Below are 23,607 nucleotides of genomic sequence, written 5' to 3'. Positions count from 1 at the left end.
GTCAGGTCCCGAGGATCGGTCCGAGCAGAGCAGGTGTCGCGATGTCCGGATCGACCATGAGGTCGAGGAGCATGCGACGGTCGAGGAACCGGTTCGTCCGCTCGCAGCTGGTCTCGCTGACAAAGAGGCAGAAGTGGCAGGCGGCGCCGTGGAGGAAGTCCTCTTTGCCGCGAGGGCGGCGATGGGAGCAGACGGGATCGCTGGAGCACCGTCCGCCCCGCCTCATGGCCTCGTGGACGAGCGGTCCGAGCCGATCCGGCTTCGACAGGTCGACGAGCCCGCCCAGGGTGCCTTCGCTGTCGGACGCGGTCGTGGTGATGAGCAGGCCCGCGGCGGGCGGCCGTTCGCCGTCCGCGCGCCAGGCGTAGATGCGCTCGGTGAGGCTGGCGGAGCCGTAGCCGCTCGACATGGCCGCCTCTCGGATGAGCAGGTGGGACAGCGTGTGGAGAGCCCAGTACCGCGGCGCCGGGAATCGGCTGTCGGGGTCGATGTCGTCGGCCGTCCTGCTGGTCCGTCGCTTGAAGTTGAGTGCGTGCGTCTGCCGGTAGGTCTCCCAGACGTCGAGGCCGAGGACCGTCTGCTCCCAAGCGGCCACGGCGGCTTCGTCGAACTGCAGGAAGAATCCCTCGCCGCGGTCCTCGGTGGCCGGCACCCAGGTCGGTCGACCGTCGCGGGTCAGGGGCGCGACACGGCTCTTGCTGTCGTCGATGCGGTCGAGGGCGTCGATGCGGGTGAAGCCTAGGAAGGCGTTGACCTTCTTCAGCTTCTCGACGGCGACGACCTCATGGACGATCGGTTTCAAGCTCTGCGGAACGTTCCGCCGGACAGCGCGGAAGTCGGCGGAGCCAGAGTGCTTGGTGTACTTCTCCTCGTCGGTGAGGACCAGCCACTCGGGGACCAGGATGTCTGTCGGGTCGGTGCTCACCTCCGCTGGCGGGGGTGCCGCGTCGGCACAAGCGAGCGCCTGGACCGCCTCCCAGAGGATGTCGTCGGTGGCGTTCCCGAACAGGTCGCTCTGCGTGATGCTTCCGGCCCATCCGCGGAATCCGGCGAGAGCGTCCTTCGCGGTCGCCGCGGCGAGGACCTCCGGCGGGAGCGACTGCAGCACCGGCAGCAGGTCGGCCACGGTCGCCACTTCCTCGCGAGGGAGCGCGAGGAGACCGATCGTGGAGGCGAACCACTGGTTGGCCGCACCCAGCATCATCAGCTTCCCCGGCTGGTCGCACTTGTAGAAGGCGTCGAGATGCGGATGCCGCCCGCGGCAATGCGGCAGCTTGTCGGCTGCCTTCGGTCCGGTGGCCTCCAGCATGCCCCGCTTGGCATCGCACGACAGGCAGATGATCTGGACGTCCGGGCCGAGGTTGCTCTTCCACTCGCGCATCCGGAGTTGCGGAACCTTGGCGGTCGGGCAGGATCGACCACGGTGGACCCAGGCGGCATAGGGGAATTCGTCGAGGTGCCCGTTCACGCACGCGATCAGGTAGCGGGCAGGCACCACCGCCTGCTCGCGTCCCTTGCGCGCCTTGATCTTGCCGGCGCTGGCGCTCCAGCCCCTGCAGTCCTTGTGGATGAACGTGGCCTGGTCGGGGCGGTACCGCAGGACGTTCTTGAACTCGAAGATCTGGTGGCTGGCCGGTGACAGCAGATTGCAGCCGGTGCAGCGGAGCCACTGAGGGAAGACGCGCACCGGGATCCCGAGGTCGATCGTCTCGTCGCCGAAGCCACCGGGTGCCTCGGGCGCCCAGGGCGCCTTGCGCAGCTGGGCGACCTGCCCGCCGAGGTAGGCGCGGACGAGCTCGAGGAGGCGCGGCTCGACGATGACGTCGGCGCCTCCGGCGCGACGGTCGTAGTAGCGCTGCCAGGCGTCCAGGCCGTGCGGCATCACCGACAGGTGGGGCAGATCGACCGTGGCGCCGATACCCGAGGTGTACAGCAGTGCCGACGGCCGGACCGAGCCGACCTTGCTCCGGTTCTTGGTGACCTTGGCCTCGACATCCGCGATCGGGTCGAGCTCGGCGAGGCCGATCGTGACCGGCGCCAGACCCTGGTCGGCGGCGTCGAGGGACGTGTCGCTCACTTATCGTCACCCTTCGGGAATTCCCAGCCTGGAGCGGCCGCGGGCTCCCTGAACGCCAGGTTCGCCTGGGCCGGACTGACGAGGAGGTTGAACTCCGGCTGCACCTCGCGCATGGAGTTCGCGACGACGAACACCCGGTCGGCGGGTGTGGGCACTGTGGTCTCGGGACTGATCAGCAGCGGCCACTCGACATGACCCTTGCGCGGACGCTCGTAGACCAGCGCACCGCTGTACTCCTTGGCCTTGTCGTACCAGCGGTCGATCCTTTGGAGCAGCTTCTGGCGCATCCGCTCGAGGGTCTGCTCATCCGGGGCTGCGGGCGCCGCCCGCGCGATCAGCCGGTCGATGAGCTCCTGCGCCGTCGGTAGTTTGCCGAGGACCTCTCCGGCGCCGTCGGCTGGCGACAGGGACGCGGCCCGTCCCTCGTCTGCGACCCGGATCGCGCTGACCAGCATGCCCATCAACCCGCGTTCCATAGCGGTCTCCGAGAAGGGAGTAACGCTCAGTGCCTCCACCTGGGCGTAGAACGTCTCGTGGTAGTGCCGGAACGACTCGAAGTGGGACATGTCGCGCGGGCGCGACCAGTTGGCCAGCGACACCACCAGGCCCGGCTTGCGGGCGTCGCGGCCGACGCGGGACGAGGCCTGGATGTACTCGGCGGTGTTCTTCGGTTGGCCCACGACCAGCATCAGGCCGAGCCTCGGGACATCGACACCGACCTGAAGCATCGACGTCGCGAGCACCACGTCGTATGGACGCGGAGGGGACTTCGGCGGTGGCTGCTGGGCCTCGATCGCGGCTTGGTACGCCTTGCCGTAGTCGGTCTTGCCCTTGGTGGTCCAGCGATCTCCGAAAGGCACCGCGAGGTGGTCGAGCGTCTTGGCGATCTCCTCCGCCGAGATCCGCGCGGTGAGCTCCCCGATCGAGAGCCTGGTCCAGTCCGTGGTGCGGCGCGGGAACGGCTCGGTGTTGCCCGCGACGCGGGTCGTCACGTCGTCGTCGAGGTAGCGGCGCATACCTGCAAGCTCCCTCGTCGCGGAGAAGTACCCCACGGTGGTCATATAGGGGTCGGCCGCGTCGCCGTGTTCGTCGAGCAGCTTCTGCCCAGCCAGCAGCAGGACCTCCGACATGCGGATCTCCGCCAGAGTGAGCCTGATCCCATGTGCGCATACACCTAGGTACTTGCGGCCCGGATCCTCCTCCGAGACCGCCTTCTCCTTCGAGAAGAACGTGTCGCGCACGTCGAGCACCTGGGGCGGAAAGACGGCCACCCCTCGCCCGTAGAGCGCCGTCACCTGGTTGAGAGCGTTCCGCACCGTCGCCGTGGACGCGACCACGAGAGGGCGCACCGTCACGCCCCCCTGCTCGTAGGAGGACAGCACATCGACGGCGTTCTCGAAGACGCCCACAGCCGTGCCGAGCGCACCAGTGATGAGGTGCAGCTCGTCCTGGATGATCAGATCCGGCGGCCGGAGCCGGCCGACCTTGGCCACGTGGACGGCCGGGGACGTCCGGCCGCCCTCAGACTTCGCGTTGTGGGACTGGCCTGTGCAACTCCCTCGGGAGTCAGGGTGGCGGTACCCGTGCCGCGGGCAGCGTTCGGAGACGTAGCCGAAGAGACTGGCTGCCTCGCCCTCGCGGGCGAGGCGGGCGAACTTGTCGACGGTCGCGAGCAGGAAGGTGGGCGGGTTGCGGTAGAGCTCGTCGTCGACCGTGGTGATCGGGAGAGGCCCGGCACCGCCGTCGAGGGAGAAAGGGCAGAGCCCCTTGCGGTCGCCGCAGCGGACCTCGACGCGCTCTGTGGTCTCGACAGTCGTCAGGTCGCGCTTGGGGTCGATCCTCGATCCGCACCACGGGCAGCGCTGCAACTGGAGCACCGTCAACCCGTGGGTCTTGCCGGTGTCCTGGCGAGCCGTCTGAACCTGCTGCTTCGCGTCGGCATATCGCTTCGGGCTGACCGCCGACCCGACCCACAGGCCGATGCTGAACGGACGCTCCCCCCAAGTGGACTCGTCAGCCTGACGCATCAGTTCCGCGGCGCACACGAGCGCAGCGGCCCGTTGGAACTGTTGGGAGGTGAGAAGGCGGAGGGTGTAGCGCATGAGCACCGCGACACCGTCGCCACCGTCCAGTGGTCCGTCGTCGGTCTCGATGACACCTTGGAGGCGACGGATCGCGAAGGTGAACGCGGCGAGCCCGAGGTACGCTTCCGTCTTGCCACCACCGGTGGGGAAGAACAACAGCTCGACATTGGCTGCTGGCCCGCTGCGGAAGCCGTCGGTCGGGTCGGTGAGCGCCGGCAGCTGCAACAGGATGAAGGCTAGCTGGAACGGACGCCACGACGCGGCGGCGTCGCCGAGCTTCTCCACTTCGGCGACGGCGTCCTCGATCGACAAGGACGCTCGCTCGGAGCGTTTGGCAGCAACCTGGGAGCGCATCCGCTGGTCGCGCATCGTCCGGTTCATGAACTTGAATGCCTGGAATGCCTGGGGGTTCGTCTTGAGGAGTTCGAGCCCGGCTTCGAGTCGAGACACCACGAGACCCGCCTCCGCGATCGCCTCGTCCGCGATCTCCTGAAGATGGCTCGGCAACTGAGCGGCGAGTTCGACCTGCTTGTCGAGCCACTCGCGGTAGCCCTCGACCAGCGGCATGAAGGCGTCGTCGACACCGTCTGGCTCGAGGTCCATCAGCGCTCGCATCGCCGTCTCTGCCTCACCCGCACTGCCGGCGACAGTCTGGGCGACGTCGGCAGTCGGAAGCCACGTCGTCTCGACCGACGTGGCACGCCGCAGTGAGTCGCCCTCAGCGTCGAAACCCTCCGCCCAGGTCACAGACGCAGTGCGTCCGATCGCGAACTCGAGCCGATGCCGGTATTGCAGATCCAGGCGCTGACGCTCCGGATCGAGTTCGTCATAGCCATCTGCGAGCACGTCACGGGTAGGCAGAAACACCGCCTCGCCGCTGTTCGCCTCGATCTTCAGCTTCGTCTGGAAGAGCCAATCACCCGGCGGAGCATCCATGGCTGTCGTGCGGTCGTTCGAGAGCGCCAGCTCGACGATGGTGCGGTCATCGCGCGGGTACAGTTCGACCCGCAGCGTGACGTCAGTGTCGAGGGTGATCGGCGGGAGTACGACGTGCTCCACGCGGTCGCGGACGTCGATCTGCGCCGTGCGCTCGAACGGGATGCGACGGGAGACTTGGACCTTCCGACCCTCCTCGTTCTCCTGACGAAACGACTCGTAGCGTCCCCACGTTGCGGTGACGCTGAGGACGCCGCAGTGACGCGGGACCTGGAAACGGAGCCCCATCGACGACGGATGCGTCAACGCGCCCTTCGCGCCGTCATCCCGCTCCTCGTCCACCTCCGCCGGATCTTCATCCGTGGGCACAGGCACGCCCGACTGGCCATTGGTGATCGGATCAAGATCAGCGATAGCCAGACCAGTCTCGGCTGGATCGTCGCCGTCGTCGCCGACAACCGTGGCCTCAAGCGTGGGATCTACGGTGACCGGCGCCAGCGCGCCGACCATGTACGCCGCGCGCGGCGTCCCGTTGATCTCCTCCTCCGGGCCGTTGCGCGGACCAAGCAGCTCCTGCTCGATCAGCGTCACGAGGTCGGCACGTACGGTGGTCGATACGCTGACTTTCATGCGAAGAGTGTGTCCTGTCCATTCTTCGAAATCGGGGCTGACACGTCCTGACCCTCTTCACGGGCCCGTTCGTGATTCAGTTCAAGGAGTCGATCAAGAATCTCAACTCTGGCCCCCGGCGACACCGTCCACCGCTCCATCTGGCGGTAACTGTGAAAGCCGTGATCGAGTGGAATGTCCTCCCAGCCGTAGGCACTTACCGTCGCAGCATCCACCGCCGCGTGGACCTCACGAAGACGATCGACGTCCACGTCGTCGCGAACCTCCGGGCTGTTGACCTTATTGTAGAGAGAGGTCAGCCCGAGCCCTCTTCTGAGCATGATCTCCCCTCGGTCCTGCTCAAGCTTGCATCCGAGGTTTGTCAACGCGCCCGTAGAGGGCGGTCGCGGGAAGGTCTCGAACACATCGCCGGTCGTATACCGCGGGTCGGTGCGCATTGCCGATCCATTCTTGATTGCCCACAACTGGTGGACGGACGACGACAACACCGCTTGCACGGCAAAATCTTCGGTGGCAAACACGGCGAGGGCGTGGCTGAACACGTGGTCAGCCGTCGTTCTCACCGGCATCAGGCTCTTGCTGACCAAAGCAATGGCAAGGACCTCCGAGAGATCTGCGATCGCGGCCCGCATAGCGACGGCGTCCCTCTCGAAGCGCCACCAGCGCTGCCCAAGCTTGGGCTTGGTAGCTAGGGACAGCCTGTGCGGACGTGCGTTACGAGACACCCACTCCATCGGAGCGCGATAGGTCTCAGCCTCGTCCAACTCGCGCGGGTAGAAGTCGACCACCCACATCGGCGCGGCCAAGTCAGGGATCTGGTTGATGTCCTCGCCGCCCAGCAGTGGCTTTAGAACTTCTGCGCACCGTGGATCATCCGCGATCATTTCGGCAGCAATCGCTGGAGGGACCTCAAAACCCTTCCCGTTGATGTTGCACCCGTTGAACGCCACACCGAGGTTCTCTTTCAATCGGACTGGATTGCCCTCGGCACGTCCACCAGCCTCAAGCAGTGGTGTGATGCGCGGCACAAAGACCCCATCGCACCTACGGCCCACATCTGGCGGAACGGGGTACTTCGTCGCCCAGATTGCGGCATATTCCAGGTTGGCACTTGCAGCCGGCCAGGGACGTGACTGAATCGCCCCCATGATTGTCATTCCAGAGGCGACCATTTGATCTAGCCCCACTTCGCGGGTGTCACCCTGCGCGACCGTGTTGGTCGCCACCAAACCCAAGGCACCCGTGTCTCGCAGCAACGCCTTCGCCCGCAGCAGGAAGTAGGCAACCAGGTCGGCACGGCCGCCAGAGCCATGGGAGCTCAAGACGTTCACGAACCAATCACGAAGGTTGGATCCCATCGCAGGAGAGATCTTCATTCCACCGAGGAACGGCGGGTTGCCGATGATTGCATCGAACCCGCCGATGTCAATGACGTCAGGAGCCTCAATCGCCCAATGAAGTGGTACCCAACGTTCGTAGTCCGTCTCGACGGTTGGAGTCAGACCCGTGTCAGTCCGCTCGTCGAGCTTCTTTCGATCGCCCGCCGAACCATCTGCGGGGAAGGCTTCGTGCAGCTGCCACGACAACGTGTTGAGCGCGTCGTCGAGCGGCCGCCCAAACCTCCCTCCCACCTGCAGCCCGGCGGCCACAATTCCATCGGCAATCGACCGCAGATCGGCAGTCACGTCCCGGAACTGCTCAAGCAGACGAGATTTTGCGCGGGACGATCGCATCGGGTCGCGTTCGTCGACGGGACTCGACAACTCAACTCGAAGCCTGGTCGCGGTTGCGATCCTGCCATCGATGTCCACCAAGAGTTGCTGCTGCATCGCTGATGGCTTCGGATAAAGGTGGAGATAGCGCAACTGGTCAAGCGACGTCAGCCCCAGCAGTGAGTTGCCACAGAAAACCTTGTCGTCGACGAAGGAGAACGGCTTGGTCTTGTCCATGGAGACCAGCCAGAGTGAGAGCTTGCACATCTCGACCGCCATTGGATTGATGTCGGCGCCGTAGAGGCAGCGGGCGATCACCTCACGAAGGGCCTGGCGTCGAATCTCTTCAGCATCGGACGATGCGGAGACGTCAACGATGCCTTCGGCGATCCACGCTTCAACGAGCCGTGCGGAGAGGTACCGAGCTGCGGCGACGAGGAACGCGCCGGATCCGGCGGCGATGTCGGCGACCTTGAGGTCGAGGATCGCAGCGGCTGGCTTGAGCCGCCATTCGTCCTCGTCGTTGGTCTGCAGCGGGCCGGGCTCGTAAACGAGTGGCTGGAGAGCGTGCAGGACGACCTCCTCCGCCAGGGACCGAGGTGTGTAGTGGGCGCCCGCGTTCTTCCGCGACGGCGTCTCGATGACGACGAGGCCGCCGACGGGAAACACCAGCGGGATCTTGCGGAGGTCGCGGCGGATCAGATTGCCCCAACTAACCAACGTTCCGAGCAACTCGGTGTCTCCGTCGGCCACTGGCGTCAGCAGCCGCACAAGCTCAGCGCGCTCCTCGCCGGTCGGCTCCTTCTCGACGATCTTGGCCAAGGCTCCAGCACTCTTGCCGGTCGCGGCCGGCTGGTTCTCCTTGACCCAGGCAGTCAGGGCGGCAGCGAACTTCTTCGGGTCGCCGCCATGCTCGTCGTAAAGAGCGTTGATGGTCGCGAGCGGGATCTCGGGCTCGGCGCCGTCCTTGCCGACGAGGCCGAGGATGATGTCGTCGACGACCTCGGCGCAGGAATAGCCGAGGAGACCTTCGTAGATGTAGCCGATCTGCTCGACGTCGATCTCGCGGAAGGAGATCCGGCGTCGTTCGCCCTTGGCGACGACCGTCTGTACAGATTCGAGCACGTGGAGCATGACGCGGTCGGAGACCTTGAGGCGAAGGCCACGACTGTCGGTGGCATGGAGCCATGGGAAGCGCTCCGGGTCGAGCAGCGAGCCGCCGTACGCGGGCATCCGCATCTCGTCGTAGTTGACTCCGCCGTGCAATGCCTGACTGACGGCGAGCAACCGGTGCCATGCGTCGTATGTCTCGTCAAGATGCTCCTCGCCGCCCGAGGCCTGAGCCCGAAGCTCGTCGAGGAGGTCCTTGATCGCGTAGGAGTTCCAGTAGAGCTGCTCGGTCGGGAGCATGTCGCGTTCCTCGGCGAAGAGCAGGAACACAATCCGCATCATCACCGTGACGGCCGCTTGATAGATGTCGTCGGGTTTCTCGGCGAGCGGATCGGGATCGCCCGCTTTCGCGGCCTCCAGCCGAGCTTCGGAGAATGCCTGGACGAGCAGCTCGACGGAGCGCCGAACCTGGGTGCCGAGTGCCTCGGTGATCTCCTCCGCTTCGAGTTCGCTGCGTTCGAAGAGCCGAGACAAGCGCTGCTCTGCGTCAGCGGCGCGGAAGCGGCGCTGGTTGATGAGCGTGAGGAAGGCGTCGCGCAGGAGCGGCTCCTCGGCCCATGTGAGGGCGTTGACCATGCCGGATCCGGTCGGCTTTCCCTCCTTCGCCCAGACCAGCGCCCACCATTGGCCGTCGGTGACGATGCCGACGTCGACCTGCGCCTTGCGTAGAAGCATCGCCAGCCGGTCGATGTCGTTGGCTGCCCAGCCGTCGAGGCCGGCGTCGCGCAACCCTGACGTGGGTTCGCAGATCAGCAGGAGAGCAGCGGGGGCTCCGTCCCGGTCGTTCAAGGCAGTGGTCGCGGTGACGGTTATCTGCTCACCTGGCGAACGCACCGTGATGTCGACGGCGGACCGATCATCGCCCCACTCCGCGATGTCGCCGAGCACGACGTCGATCCATCCGCGCCGCACAGCGTCGTAGGCGCTCCGGGCCTCCGGCGTCTTCGGCTGTTCTACGTATTGATCGAGCGCGCGTTGCCAGCGCGAGAACGCCTGCTTGAAGGTGACGAGACGGTCGTCGGTGTCGCCGAGGCGGTCGATGCCGTTCGGCCACATGTCCTTGAGAACCGGATAGGCGAGGAACGGGCCGTCGACGTCGACCTGTTTGAGCCAGTCGCCGTGGAGGTCGGAGTTCTTGCTCGTTCGCTTCCTCATCGAATCGCCAATCCGTTCTCCAGGTCGCGTGGAGCGAGAGCGAAGATGACCGCGGCCGGGAACTCCCAGGTGCGGATGTCGTCGTAGCGGGTGTCGACGGCCGCGAGCTCCCGCTCGCGCTCTTCGCCGAGAGCATCGATCCGGCGTCGGATCTCCCGAAGGTCGCGCTCGCTCTGGCGACGCTCGTCGTCGAAGAGGCCGAGCTGGGGGTCCCCGTCGATCGCCTCCGCCTCCCTGAGCGCCTCTCGCAGGGTCTGCCCGAACCGGTCGAAGATCTCGACGACGCGGGCGCGGTCGGCCTCGCGGCGCTTTTGGAGGTAGGTCTCAACGTCCTTGCGGCGCCGTGCCGCGCGCTCGGCGATGGCCTGCTGGACGCGGTCGCGGAGGCCGCGGTCGGCGTCGCTGTTCCAGGCGGAAGCGATCTGCTCGGCGATCTCCTGCGGCACGCCGCCGAGACCCGATCGGTCAAGTGCCGACTCGAGAAGCTCCTCGGCACGCTGCTCGCCGACGGCCTGCCTGCGGGCGAGCCGGGTACCTGCGAGGAATACCTCCTCATGGAGGCGCAGGCCGGCGCGGCCCACCAGGACGAGTCGGGTGACAGCGACGGCGTAGGACTCATCCAGCCCGGGCACGACGGTGGCAGTGACCCGTTCCAGCGACCTGTCGCCGCCCCAGAGCGCGGAGCGGAGCCGGCGGGTGGCCCGCTGGAGCAAGGGGGACCCGAGGTGCATGTAGACGACGTCGGGGTCCTCGGTCAGCACCTGCGGATCGAACGCGATCGGCCGCGGGTGGTCGGGGTCGAGGCGGGTGTACAGGCCGCGAGTGACCTGCTCCCAGGAGTTGTCGAGATTGGGGAGTCGGAACACCGGCACGTCGGTGTCTTCGGATCCGACGAGTTCGAGCGGCGGCAGGTTGTTGAGCTCGAACGCCGTCTCGACCACACGCTGGAGGTTCTCGGGGCGCAGATGGAGACGTTCGCGGCTGTCGGCCAGATTCTGCTCGAGGCGTGCCAGCTCGGCGTTGAGCACCTTCTCGCCGCTCATCATGCCGGCGATCGGGTCCTTCTCCGCGCGAGCGCGGCGGCGCTTGATCACCTCGCCGCCGAACTGACGTTGCAGGTCGGGCGCGATGATCTCGTTGGCGGAGCCGAGGTCGCGCATGATCTGGTCGATCTTGACCGCGACGCGTGCGAGCAGGTCGACATCCTTGCTGAGCGCGCTGCCGTCGTCGGCGACCGGGGCGAAGTGGCGGATCTCCGGGCCCTTCGTCTGGCCGTAACGGTCGACTCGACCGATGCGCTGCTCGAGGCGGTTCGGATTGAACGGAATGTCGAAGTTGACCAGCCGGTGGCAGTGGTTCTGGAGGTCGATGCCCTCTCCGGCGGCGTCGGTGGCCAGCAGGATGCGAACCGGCGTCTTGGCCGGGCTCTCGTTGAAGCGCGCTCGGATCAGCTCGCGCGTCTCGGCGTCGGTGCCGCCGTCGATGATCTCGACGCGGTCGTCCTCGTAGCCCTGTTGGCGCAGGATGTCCCGCAGCCAGCGCAAGGTGTCGACGTACTCGGTGAAGATCACCAGACGCTCGTTGTTCCAACCTCCATCGGAGCGGAGCGTGCCCTCGATGTAGCCCAGCAGAACTTCGAGCCTGGAATCGGACCGGCCCTCGAACCGGTGCCCCCAATCGCTGAGTCGATCGAGGTCTTCCAGATCGGCTTCGGTGAGTTCGGGCAATGACCTCTTCGCCTCGCGCAGCGCCTCGAGTTCGGGCTGGTCGATCTTGCCCTCCTCGAGTTCGTCGGCCTCGGGGCCGAAGATCTCGTCGTAGTCGAGGTCGAACTCGACGTCGAGGCCCTTGGTCCGGCTGTCGCGGTAGACGTCGACGGTCCGCGCGAAGGCGACGGGCGAGGAGAAGAATCGCTTCTTCAAGAGCAGCGTCGCCATGTCCCTGGCCGAGCTGCTGCCCCCTCCGGCCGCGACCGCCTTGTCCCTGCGCTGAGTGAAGGCGAGCAGCCGGTCATAGGCCGCGGACTCCTCGGCCGTCGGCGTGTACGGCAGCTGGCTGACCTGCCTGTCGAGGAAGCCCTTCGCTTCCTTCAGGTCGCGCTTGAGTCGACGGACGGCGACCTCCTCCAGCGCCACCGGGTCGATCTTGTTGCCGCGTACGAACCGCTGGGGGTCGATCATCTCCAGAAGGGCGGTGAAAGACTCGGTGTAGCCGTTGTGCGGCGTGGCGCTGAGGAAGAGGCGGTGCTCCGACCTCTCCGCGATCTCGCGGACCGCTCGGGTGCGCTGGGAGTCGACGGCATAGCCGCGACGCTCCTGTCCCACCTTGTCTGTGCGGACGGGGCTGCTCGGGGCCACGTGATGCGCTTCGTCCACGACGAGGATGTCGAAAGCGAACCGCCGGCTGGTGCCGGCGAAGGCATCACGGAGTTGGCGCTGCGCTCGCTGACCGGGGAGCCAGGCCATCGAGACGATGATGCGAGGGAAGAGCGTGAACGGATTGGCGTGGACGCCGTGGGTGCGGCGGACCTCCTTCATCGTCTCCGAGTTGACGACGGTGAAGTCGAGCCCGAACTTCTCCCGCATCTCGTCCTGCCATTTCAGGGCGAGACCTGCAGGGCAGACGACGATCACGGTGCGGGCCCGGTGCCGGAGGAGCAGCTCCTGGATGACCAGGCCGGCTTCGATCGTCTTGCCCAGGCCGACGTCGTCGGCGAGGAGGAGGTTCGCCCGCGGACTGGCGAGGGCACGCTTCAGGGGGGTGAGCTGGTAGGGCTCGACATTGGCGCCGCTGCGGAAGGGCGCTTGGACCGTGCCGTCGTCGGCGCTGGTGATGGCGCCCCAGCGGAGCGCGTCTATGAAGGCGGCCAGCCGGTTCGGGTCGTCGAATCGATCGGGATCGATCTCGCCAGGCAAGCCGCGATGGGCAGCAGCGCTGCGACCAGGCTCCAGCTCCCACACCACGCGAAGTTCGTGTCCGAGTCGATCCTCCTGCACCGACTGGAGCGTGACGGCGTGCTGCAACTGCGCGGAAGCGTCGTCCGCAGTGCTGCGACCGAGCCCCTGCTGCTGAACCTCCACGACGGCCCAGTTGGCGCCACGCACCGTGACGATCTGTCCGATCTCGGGCACGTGCGTCGAGACCGACCCGGCGATCGACTGCTGTGTGGTCATCTCGCTGCCCCCCTTCGCGTGATCAAGGTGCCCCTCGGTCGGACGCGGGCCTGTCGACGATCCGACATCGTTTTTGCAGCCGTCACGTCACGCACTCCTTCCAGCCTCGAGTCGACCCTCGATCCTCACCAGACGGGACGCCTCCAGCGCCCATCCGATCGTCGATTCGAGGCGAGACCGTACGCCGGAGGTCCGACGCTTCATCCCGAAGACGACGACGGTCTCGGCGATCAGCTCGTCATCCGACAGCCCGGCGGCGTTCCGACAGAGCGATTGCATGACGTTCGCGACCTCGCGCATGGAGATGTGCTCGAGCTGGCGCAGGCTGGCAGGGTCGGGCCGGTAGCCGCGCCAGGTGGCGGGGTCGAGGTCGAGCGGCCAGGCGAAGGGCTCGTCGGGGGTCTTGAGCATCTCGACCGAGACCTGGCTGGCGATGGTGGAGATGCGGGCGGGGCTCAGGCGGGTGAGGTCGTAGCAGGCGGCGACGTGTCGGGCGAGCCGCTCGACGTGGATCGGGCCCTCGGCCTGGACGATCTCATGGATGAGGCCGCGCACGCGGGCGGCCGCGGAGGCCGCGGGGAGGTCGTCGAGGACGCTGCGTGGGCCGACCGGTCGGGGCACGAACTCGACGAACGGCGTCTCGACGCCGCTGCCGGAGGCCGGCGCAGGGGTCGTCACCCCGGGTGCCACCGCGGCCGTGGTGATCTGGGAGATCGCCGAGGCGAGGGCGGCGGCCGGCGTGCTGCCGGTGAGGTCGTGCGCGGGGTCCGGGGCAGCGAACGCTGTCGGCGCGGGCTGCGTCTCGGCGACCGGCTCGGGTGCGGAGACCGACGACGTGGCGGTGGTCGGGGAGGCCTCGGGCGCGGGAGGCTCCGGCTCGGTGATCGGCCCGGCTGCGGCGCGGGCGACGACGTCGGCGAGGTGGGCGATGACGGCGTCGGGGTCGCTGATCCAGGCCGGCATCCAGACCCGCTCGACGGCCGGCCACTTCATGAGGCCGCGCAGCACGCTGAGCGGGAGACCGTCGCGGTCGCCGACGGTGCGTCGCTTCGACCAGCCGGGGCCGTCGAAGAGGACGGCGACCAGCGGCGTCTCGGGCGCCTCGGGGCGGGCGAGCACGAGGTCGATGCGGAAGTCGGAGAGACCGACGTCGGTAGTGACCGCCAGGCCGGCGGCGCGGAGGCGGGCGGCGACCTCGTCGCGGTGCCGGTCGGGGACGGCGACGATCTGGCCGTTGGCCTCGAGGGCGGCGGTGCCACGGGCGGCGAGCTCCATGTAGGCGCGCAGGTGGGCGACGCCGACGGACTGGGTCTGCTCGATGCGGATCTGCTCGGGGTCGAAGGAGCTGTAGATGACGACCTGGCGGCGGGCGCGGGTGATGGCGACGTTGAGTCGGCGTTCGCCGCCGGCGCGGGTGAGCGGCCCGAAGTTGAGCGGGAGCACGCCCTTCTCGTTCACCGAGAAGGCGGTGGAGAAGAGGATGACGTCGCGCTCGTCGCCCTGGACGTTCTCGAGGTTCTTGATGAACAGACCCTCGCCGTTGACGCCGTCCAGTGCCTCGAGAAGGCGCTCGTCCTGGCTGTCGCGGATGAGGTTCTCGATGTAGGCGCGCTGCTGCTGGTTGAAGGTGACGACGCCGAGGGACGGCGTGGCGTCGGGCGAGGCGGCGAAACGTCGCTTGACGTCCTCGAAGATCGCCTCGGCCTCGACCGGGTTGGTGCGCAGCAGCTTGCCCTTGCCGGAGCGCTGGAACTCCCCGTTCACGCGCACCAGGCTGATGCCGCGCCCGTGGGCGAGACGACTGCCGGGGTCGCCGGCGGGAGCAGGGAAGGAGGAGAGTCGGCTGTCGTAGTAGTGGATGTTGCTGAACGCGATCAGCGACTCGTCCTGGCTGCGGTAGTGCCAGGTCAGCAGCCGCTTGGGCACCTGCGCGGAGATCGCCTCCTCGAGGATGCTCTCCTGGTCTTCGGTGGCCGACAGCTCGGCCTCGAGGGTGTCGTCGTCGGTGCCGATGGCGGTCTCGGCGAAGGACGTGGGCGGCATCTGCTTGCTGTCGCCGACGATGACGACGGCGGTGCCGCGGCCCATCGCGCCGATCGCGTCGGCGACGCGGATCTGCGAGGCCTCGTCGAAGACGACGAGATCGAAGGTGACGCCGCCGACGGGGAAGAACCGGGCCACCGAGTCGGGGCTGACGAGCACGCACGGCATGAGCTGGACGACGAGGTCGCCGTACTTCTCCATGAGGGCGCGGACGCCGAGACCGCCGCGCTGCCGACCGATCTCACGCTTCAGCTCGCCGATGCGGCCGGTGGAGTTCGAGGTCTGGAAGGTGCGGGAGGAGAGCACCTGGGCGGGCGCGACGCTGGCCATCTGGCCGCGGGCGTCGCGCAGCGAACGGGAGAACCGCGCGACCGCCTTCTCGTGGGCCTGGGGGTCGAAGCCGTCGAGGCCGGAGGCGTCGCGGCGTTCGGCGACCGAGGTGATCGCCAGGCCGCGCTGGAACGCCTGGACGGCCTCGTCGGCGTCGATCGCGGCGGTGCGCAGCGCCTGGGCGGCGGCGGTCATTCCGGCGGCCTCGAGCGGCGCGAGCGCTGCCTCGAAGTCGACCCAGCGTCGCAGCGACAGCAGTTCGGGCTCGTCGAGGCGACGGCGATCGGTCGAGCGCTGCCAGCGCTCCGCGAACCCGATCTCGCCTGACCAGGCGGTGAGCACGGCCGGGTCGACCTTCAGCTGGGCGGTCAGGGTGCCGAGGCTCTCCGCGAGGCTGCTGACAGCCGCGGCCTGGTCGGGGGTGGCGGCGGCGTTGGTGGCGAGCCACTGGCGCAGGGTCTGGGTGAAGCGCCGCTCGGAGGAGGTGTCGACGACGGCGCCCGCCCACCGCAGCCATTCGACCTGGCGGTCGACGAGCTGCTGGCCGGCCTCGGTGAAGGGGTTCCAGCTCTCCGGGATCTCCAGCCCCGGGATGGCACCGGCCTGGCCGGCCAGGCCGCGGACCGCGCCGTGCACCTGCGCCAGGGCGGTGACGACCTCGTCGACCTTCTTGAGCTTGATGGTCTGCCCCTCGCGCAGCACCGGCTGGAGCTGGGCGAACACGGCCTGACGCAGCTTCTTGCGCTTGAAGAACCCGGCGTCCTCGGCGGCCTGCGACTGCGCTGCCAGGTCGGCGACCGGGAGGTCGAGCGCGGCGGGCGTGAGGACGTCGAGGCCGGGGTGGGAGGCGGCGACGAAGCGGGCGATCTCGGCGGCGAGGCCGGCGCTCGACTGCTGCCAGGCGGGGGTGCGTGCGGCGTCGAGGACCTCGATGCGGCTGTGCCGTTCGACGAGGGCCGCGAGCGCGCGGAGGTCTTCGCTGCTGTCGGCAGCGCGGACGACGTCGCCCAGCTGCCCGGCTCCGAGCAGCGCCGTCAGCGCGGCGTCGACGGCGCGGGCGGCGGAGCGGACCTGCTCGATGGCGACGCCGTCGAGCGACCGCAGGCGGACGAATCCCCACGGGTGGTCGAGGCCGGGGCGGGCGAGGTCGGCGGGGTCGGGGAGTCGACCGATCGCGGCTCGGAGGGCGTCGAGGTCGACGGATCCGGTGACGACGGCGCGCGGGACCTCGAAGGCCGGCCCCTGCTCGCCGAGGGTGAGGAGCTGGGTGCGGGCGGAGTAGAAGGAGAGGCCCGCCGCGTTGGGCTCGTGGAGGCGTTCGGCGTAGCGGGCGAGGATGCGGCGACTTGCCTTGAGGTCGTCGGCGGCCGCGTGGTGGCCCTGCTCGTCGACCTGGACGGCGTGCTCGATCGCGCGCTTGATGTGTGCGCGCACGACGGCGGGCTTCGAGGCCTTGTCGTGCAGGTCGAGGGAGAAGGGCGCCATCCCGACCGATGCCAGCCGGTCGGCGACGACGTCGAGGGCGGCGCGCTTCTCGGCGACGAAGAGGACGCGGCGTCCGTCGGCGACGGCGCGGGTGAGCAGGTTGGTGATGGTCTGCGACTTGCCGGTGCCGGGAGGGCCTTCGAGCACGAACGTGCGCCCGGCCACGGCGTCGGCGACCGCCTCGAGCTGGGAGGCGTCGGCCGGCACCGGGCTGACGGCGTCCAGGGCGTCGAGGTCGACGTCGACCGGTGCCGGGGTGGGGTCGACGAAGATGTCGCTGGGGGTCTCGACGAGGTGCTTGACGAGCGGGTTGGCCATGAGGGCCTCCCAGTTCTCGTCGAGATCCTTCCAGAGGCGGAACTTCGCGAACTGCAGGATCGCGAGATCAGCCGTCTCGTTGACCCGGAACGACAGCCCGGCCTCGGCGATCGCGACCCGCGTGGCCTCCAATGCGGCCGCGAGGTCGATGCCGGACTGGTCTTCGACCGGGTTGGCCAGACCGGGGATCTGGAGCCCGAACGACGCCCGCAGCTTCTCCAGCAGACAGAAGTTCGGGGTGCTGGCGCCGCTCTCGTCGAGCACGAGCCGGTACACCTGACCGCGCGAGGTGGTGGTGAGCCGCACCGGCACGAGGATCAACGGCGAGCGCAGCTCGCGGTCGTCGAGCTTCCAGCTCAAGGAGCCGAGCGCGAGGTAGAGGTTGTTGGCGCCCGTCTCCTCCTCCAGCGTGCGCGCCTTGTAGGCGAGGCTGCGCAGCCGACTCTGGTAGGTCTCGCTGGTGAGGTCGGCGAAGAGCGCCTGCTTCTCCACCAGCAGGGAGCTGAGGCGTCCCTGATCGAGGGTGCGGGCGTTGGGGACGCCGCGCTCGCGGTCGATGGCGTCGACGAAGTCGATGGCCCGCAGGCTGAGCGGGCGACCTGCGTTGACGAGGTCCTCGATCTGGGGCAGCAGGCCCTCGGGAGCGAGCACGCTGATGCCGGCGCGGTCGGTGTAGTTGATCAGCCGGTTGCGCAGGCTGAGGTCGAGCAGCGAGTTCTTCCACTGCCGCACCCGCGGCGGGGCCGGATCGGCCACAGCGCGGTCGGGCCGGTCGCCGGCGTACTCGATGACCAGTCGGCGCTCGGCGTCCTCCTGCGGGCGGTACTCATGCACCTCGACCGAGCCGTCGGCCTGCACGCGCCGAGCCGGGAGCGGTCGGATCTGGGCTCGGCGGGCGCGCCAGACGTCGACGATCGCCAGCACGGCGCTCGTGCCGTCGAGGTGGCGCAGCGCCGCGGCATGGGCGTTGGCCAGGGGCGCATCGTGGGAGTCGTCGGTGACGAGCGTGGTCTCGACGAGGCGCATCGCGCCGAGGTCGATGAGGTTGACGACATCGGCGGAGTCTTCCGAGCGGACGGCGTCCAGCGCGGACTCGCCGCGCCAGTAACCCAGGAACGCGTGCCCCTCGATCACCCACAGCAGCGGCCGCAGGCCGGCCTGCTCCAAAGCGGCGGCCAGGACGACGGTGGTGTCGAGGCACGTGCCGAGCCCGCCCTCGAGGACCTCGGTGGGCGTGCGGACCTTCTGACCCTCGTCGGCCCAGCTCGCCGGCGGCTCGGCGTAGCGGATCGAGCGGCGCTGCGCGGCGTTCCACACCGCCTCGACGATGGCGTCGACCCGCTCGGGCGAGCCGGACTGGTAGCCGTCGAGCGCCGAACGGCCGGTGGCCTCCTGGAGCAGGGCGGCCGCCTCGACGAGCAGGGTGCTGATGGCCGGGTCGTTCGGCATGACGTAGGCCGAGAGCAGTTCGAAGGCCAGACCCTCCGGGCGGGAGCGCCAGTGGTTGGCCGCCAGCACATTGAGATCACGGGTGGCCTCGGCGAGCGTCTCGCCGTCCCGGCTGAGGACGAGGCGGGCGACCCCTCGCCGCGTCTCCCGACTCTGCAGCAGCGCCGCCGCGTCGAGCTGGAGCCCCGAGACGTCGACGCGGCTGACCTGGCCCGCCGCGAGGTCGACCGCCCGGGTGAAGGGACGGGTGAGCGAACCCTCGTCGTCCCGCAGTTCGATGGCGAGCTCTGCGCCGTGCGCCTCGACGTCGGAGACGATCTCGACCCCGGCCACCGGCTGGATGCCGTTGTGCGCCTGGGCGTAGCTCACGGGGTCGGTGACGGTGAACGAGATCGAGACGGGGGGCACTGCTACTCCTTGACTTCCGAGACGGCCGGAGCCGGTGGCGGTGGGGACGCCAGCGGGCACCGTAGTCGCACGACTCCGATACCGGGCGGGGTTTGGTAAAGAACCCGCCCTAGAGGTGAGGACGACAGACTCGGGGACTGGGACGCAGGGGCAAGACGGCCATGTCCCGATCCTTTACCTCGGGTCCGAGGGATCGCTAGAGGTGGTCCAGACGGGCGGTATTGGGGCGGTCACGGAGCCGACTTTCCAGACGGGCTGCTGGCCTTGACCCACCTGACCGAGAGCGCGACCAGTATCGGAACCTTCCGATACCGTCGACCGACCTTCGAACCTCGCGCACTTCGAAGGTCCCTCCCTCCAGGTCCTCGGGAAAGAAGGTCGGTCATGAGCACCTCGGCGATGTCGTCGTACGAGCGTTCAGCGTGGACGGCGTCGATCGAGCGGCTCAACCGCCACCGCGAGAGCCCCATCCGACAGCTGGCGTCCAAGGCGACCTCGCCCGTCCGCGAGGTGCTCGGCGGAGCCTGGAACAAGGTCCCTGCTCACGCCGGCATCGAGGAGCAGATCGGCCGCGCGATGGCTGGAATGAAGACTGTCACTTTCGATCCGGCTCTCCGCAGCGTGAATGCGCAGCGTTCACTCCGCCGCCTGGGCGTGGAGGACTCGGACGATCTCAAGGCTCTCGATCTCCGAACGCTCGACAAGTCGCTTCCAGCCGTGCGCACGCTCTACTCGGGTCTGGCGCTGGCCGAAGGGGCGGGGAGCGCCCTCGCGGTCACCGGGGCCGAGGTCGCGACCACGGTGAGCGCTGGTGTCACGGTCGGGGTAGCTGCCGGGGCGATCGCGGCCGACGCCGTCGCGTCCATGGCACTCATGGGTCGCGTGATCGGCCACGTCGCAGCCGGTTACGGATACGACGTCCGACTTCCTGAGGAGGAGGCGTTCGCCCTCGGCATCATCTCGCTCGGCACCGCCTCGACGGCAGCCGAAAAGACCGCGGCCCTGACCAGCCTGCGCAGGCTCACCACGCAGATGATGCGACAGGTCACCTGGAACGAACTGAACCGGAACGCGCTGGTGAAGGTCATCGATCGGATCTTCCTGAGTCTCGGCGAGAAGCTCACCAAGAGGAAGCTCGCCCAAGCAGTGCCAGTGGCGGGTGTCCTCATCAACGCCGGTCTGTCCGCCCACCTCGTCGACACGACCTATCGAGCCGCAAGGGACGTGTACCGCCTGAGGTTCCTCAGTGAGAAGTACGGGCTCGATCCGCGGGAATGGGTGACAGATGACGCGTCGGGCGGCGACGACGTCCTCGCGGAGGCGATGCCGGAGCTCGAGATCGTCGACGGTGGCGACAGCGATGGCTGAGGGCCTCCCGACGGATCCGGTGGAGAGTTCAGCGATGCTCCCTCGGAGACGCAGACCGAAGCTGCTGGTGATCGTGGCGTTGCTGATCACCGGCGTGACAGCGGTCAGCGCCGTCCGCTTCGTCGAGGTGCACCGCGACGCCGATGGCGACGGCATCAGCGACTGCCAGGAGCGGGCGGGTCTCCAGGACGCCGACGGCGTGACGCGTTGGAGAACAGATCCGTCGAAAGCCGACACGGACGAGGACGGCGCAGGCGATAGGCAGGAGTTGCACGCCATTGCTGTCGGGCGATTCTCCGCCGATCACGTGCGCGAGCTGTGGTCGTGTTCCCGCCCGGTGTACGTCGCGCTCGCGGACCCGTCCGTCGCCGATGCTGACAATGACGGCTTGTCCGATGCTGTCGAACTCAGCGACGGGACGGACCCCGAGGTCGCCGACGCGGACGAGGATGGCGCGGACGACGGCCTCGAGAAGGCCCTCGGCTCCGACCCGGGGAACGCCGACACCGACGACGACGGCACGCCCGACGGCGAGGATGAGGGCGACGATCGCTCTCCACTGATCTCCGACGCTCCCTGGGACGCGACCTCCTGGGCGAAGGAGTTCGGCGAAGGTGCCCTCTTCGGGGACTTCCGCGATCCCGACACGGTGCCGCAACTGCTGGGCTCACTGGTCACGTCGCTGATCCGCTCCACCAGCATCTTCGGCATCGCGGCGAACGCGTTCACCGGCGGCCGGGACGCGATCTCCGACCTCATCGATGGCGACGCCGTAGGCGCCGGCCTCAACGCACTGAGCGCCATCCCCTTCGGCGGCAGCAGCGCGAGCCAGATCAAGAAGGTATTGAAGTTCGTCGCCGACCACCCGACCTTGATCCCCACCGTGATGCGCGCGATCGCGGCTTGGAAGCTCATGCCGAACGCCGTGCGGATGACGCTCCTGGCTACCGCCGATGCCTCGGTGAAGACCCTCGCGTCCGTGGGTCTCACTGACCCGACCATCACCCGGATCGCGCGGACCGGAAGCCGTCTCGCCGGCGTCACCTCGATCGTCCTGAAGGGTCGAGACCGACTGATCGCAGCGCGGATCGCGGACGCTACCGACGGCGTCGTCCCCTCTGCCGATGCAGCTGGTTCCGCGCTTCGCGCCTACGCCAAGGAGCTGAACGATGGCGCCGTGAGCGGCCCCGTCTACATCGACGTGTTGCCGTTCGGACGATTCGTCGGCGGTCGGCTCATCGACGCCTGCAGCCATTGCTCGGAGGGCGTCGTTCCAGGTCGATCGGTGCTGCGGATCGCCAAGGTCGGTCCCCAGGTCTTCAGCGCATCCGAGGCCAGCCAGGTCGCGAAGGACGCGCGGTTGGTCGACCACGGTTACCACGTCGAATGGCACTTCTTCGAGGGCCCGACCGGCATCGATCTCGACCCGAAGCTCGTCGAGGCGCTGGATGAGGCAGGCGTCGAGACGTACGTGCACCTGCCTGACTCGGACTGACTGTTCTGTGACGCCTCGGCATCCCCCGGTGGACGACGGCCGGAATCACCGGTCCGCGACAGCGTCGGACCCCGGGACTACCGTGCCGTCATGCGACGCATCGTGCGATGGTGGAAGTCCAGGCGGCATGACGACCCCCTCGGCAATCGGCTCGGCGATCTGACGCTGTGGCGTTCTGCTGAATCGGACGACGACTACGCCCTCTGGGCGCAGTTCTCCGACGATCCGCGGGTCGCCGACTCCGTCGACCAGGTCAAGGAGACGATGCGTCGGGCAGGCTGGCAGCAGTACATCGGGGACTGATCGGAAGCCCTGGCACCTTTGCCGGTCGGCTGCGACGAGACCGCCCCTTCTTTCGGCTCCGAAGTCCTCCGGCCACCGCCCGTCCAGACCAGAGCACCTCGTGCCGGTAGAAGCGTGACGATGCGGCCAGATCCGACCAGCATGATTCCGCCCCGGCGGTGATCTGTGGAAGGGGAAGTATGAGCGGGTACACCTGCATCGATGTCGAGACGACCGGACTCTTCCCCTCACAGCACGACCGGGTCGTCGAGATCGGCGTCGTGTTCCTCGACGCCGACGGGCGGATCGAGGGCGAATGGTCGACGCTGGTGAATCCGGGCCGGGACGTCGGTCCGACCGACATCCACGGCATCACCGCACGCGAGGTGTTGCAGGCGCCGTCCTTCACCGACCTGGTGCCGCTGGTGCTGCAATCGGTCGCGGGCCGGACGGTTGTCGCCCATAACGCGAGCTTCGACGTCCGCTTTCTCAGGGCGGAGTTGGCGCGAGCCGGGTACCGATGGGGCGGGGCGGACATCCCGTCGCTCTGCACCCTGGAACTGGCCGGACGCTACGTCCGCTCGTCGTCGCGTCGACTCATCGATTGTTGCCGCGCAGCGCGGATCGATCACGGCGGTGAGCACGAGGCGCTCGCCGACGCCCGCGCCGTCGCCGCACTGCTCGCCCACATCATGCGCACCACCTACACCCCGCCGCCGTGGAGCGAGGTGACGGCCCGGGCCAGCGCCTACGGCTGGCCGAGTTGCGACGTGCCGATCGACGTCGCCGTCGCCGTCCCCCTGGTGGCGCGATCGGGAGCGGCGCCGAGGCGAGAGAAGTTCTGGCTCGACCGGTTGGTCGCCGTCATGCCGCACCATCCGAGCCCACCGGTCGACTCCTACCTGCACGTGCTCGAGATGGCGCTGCTCGACCGCTACCTCTCGGCCCACGAGGAGGAGGCGCTCATCGCGACCGCGACCGAGCTCGGGCTCGACCGCGATCGGCTCGACGGCATCCACCGCGACTACCTCCTCACGTTGGCCGACGTGGCCTGGGAGGACGGTGTCATCACTCGTGCCGAGGTCGCCGATCTCGAGATCGTGGCCCGACTGCTCGGGCTCGGCAAGGACGACGTCGCCCTCTCCCTCGACGCAGCGAAGCGCGCACGGACATCGCCCATCACGGCCGGCTTTCAGCTCGAGCCGGGCGATCACATCTGTCTGACCGGACAGATGGACCACCCACGGTCATCCATCGAGGCGATCCTCCTCGAGCGAGGTCTCGTCGTCGGAGGCCTGACGAAGAAGACGCGACTCCTCGTCGCCGCGGATCCCGATTCCCTCAGCGGCAAAGCACGCAAGGCGCGTGAGTACGGCGTCCCCATCGTCACCGAGTCGGGCCTGCTCGGGCTGGTGTTGGGAATGGCGGAGGTCGAACCCGTCTGACACATGCGCGCGCCCATCGGGCTCGTACCCGCGCGGGTGCCCCATGG

The 23,607-nt window shown here is 68.2% G+C and carries 9 protein-coding genes; 4 read left to right on the top strand and 5 right to left on the bottom strand.

Annotated elements, in window-relative coordinates; all coding sequences use genetic code 11:
• Position 1: 1 nt before the first annotated feature.
• The 5 genes from drmB to ABD671_RS21360 form a co-directional block, all read right to left on the bottom strand.
• A complete protein-coding gene (gene drmB, locus ABD671_RS21380) occupies positions 2-2,077 on the bottom strand; it encodes a DrmB family protein (protein ID WP_344735539.1) in 2,076 nt (691 codons plus the stop codon).
• Positions 2,074-5,727 carry a DISARM system helicase DrmA gene (drmA, locus tag ABD671_RS21375; protein ID WP_344735538.1) on the bottom strand — a complete coding sequence of 1,218 codons (3,654 nt, stop codon included), beginning with the start codon at positions 5,725-5,727 and terminating at the stop codon, positions 2,074-2,076. Before drmA ends, drmB begins: the two co-directional genes overlap by 4 nt.
• On the bottom strand, positions 5,724-9,764 hold the full coding sequence (locus ABD671_RS21370) for an Eco57I restriction-modification methylase domain-containing protein (RefSeq protein ID WP_344735537.1): 4,041 nt from the start codon (positions 9,762-9,764) through the stop codon (positions 5,724-5,726). The genes drmA and ABD671_RS21370 overlap by 4 nt, the downstream gene beginning before the upstream one ends.
• Positions 9,761-12,937 (bottom strand): DISARM system SNF2-like helicase DrmD, encoded by a 3,177-nt coding sequence (gene drmD, locus ABD671_RS21365; protein ID WP_344735536.1) that lies wholly within the window; start codon positions 12,935-12,937, stop codon positions 9,761-9,763. Before drmD ends, ABD671_RS21370 begins: the two co-directional genes overlap by 4 nt.
• A gap of 87 nt (positions 12,938-13,024) precedes the next feature.
• On the bottom strand, positions 13,025-18,970 hold the full coding sequence (locus tag ABD671_RS21360; protein ID WP_344735535.1) for an anti-phage protein ProA: 5,946 nt from the start codon (positions 18,968-18,970) through the stop codon (positions 13,025-13,027).
• 384 nt (positions 18,971-19,354) lie between these two features.
• Between ABD671_RS21360 and ABD671_RS21355 the strand changes: the two genes are divergently transcribed.
• From ABD671_RS21355 to ABD671_RS21340, 4 genes are all read left to right on the top strand, one after another.
• Positions 19,355-20,338: an EcsC family protein gene (locus ABD671_RS21355; RefSeq protein ID WP_344735534.1), complete on the top strand. Its 984-nt coding sequence runs from the start codon at positions 19,355-19,357 to the stop codon at positions 20,336-20,338.
• A gap of 67 nt (positions 20,339-20,405) precedes the next feature.
• Positions 20,406-21,833: a hypothetical protein gene (locus ABD671_RS21350; RefSeq protein ID WP_344735533.1), complete on the top strand. Its 1,428-nt coding sequence runs from the start codon at positions 20,406-20,408 to the stop codon at positions 21,831-21,833.
• 90 nt (positions 21,834-21,923) lie between these two features.
• A complete protein-coding gene (locus tag ABD671_RS21345) occupies positions 21,924-22,136 on the top strand; it encodes a hypothetical protein (RefSeq protein ID WP_344735532.1) in 213 nt (70 codons plus the stop codon).
• Positions 22,137-22,315: 179 nt separating this feature from the next.
• Positions 22,316-23,560, top strand: coding sequence for an exonuclease domain-containing protein (locus tag ABD671_RS21340; RefSeq protein WP_344735531.1), 1,245 nt, complete (start codon positions 22,316-22,318; stop codon positions 23,558-23,560).
• The last annotated feature ends 47 nt before the right edge of the window (positions 23,561-23,607 follow it).

The organism is Nocardioides fonticola, assembly GCF_039536805.1.
GTDB classification, from domain to species: domain Bacteria; phylum Actinomycetota; class Actinomycetes; order Propionibacteriales; family Nocardioidaceae; genus Nocardioides; species Nocardioides fonticola.
Note: the sequence above shows the minus strand (reverse complement) of the source record. Positions and strands in the feature narration are given on the sequence as shown.

Coding starts and splice junctions, on each gene's coding strand:
- drmA (WP_344735538.1), bottom strand. CDS start 5,727: ATGAAAGTCAGCGTATCGACCACCGTACGTGCCGACCTCGTGACGCTG.
- ABD671_RS21370 (WP_344735537.1), bottom strand. CDS start 9,764: ATGAGGAAGCGAACGAGCAAGAACTCCGACCTCCACGGCGACTGGCTC.
- drmD (WP_344735536.1), bottom strand. CDS start 12,937: ATGACCACACAGCAGTCGATCGCCGGGTCGGTCTCGACGCACGTGCCC.
- ABD671_RS21355 (WP_344735534.1), top strand. CDS start 19,355: ATGAGCACCTCGGCGATGTCGTCGTACGAGCGTTCAGCGTGGACGGCG.
- ABD671_RS21345 (WP_344735532.1), top strand. CDS start 21,924: ATGCGACGCATCGTGCGATGGTGGAAGTCCAGGCGGCATGACGACCCC.
- ABD671_RS21340 (WP_344735531.1), top strand. CDS start 22,316: ATGAGCGGGTACACCTGCATCGATGTCGAGACGACCGGACTCTTCCCC.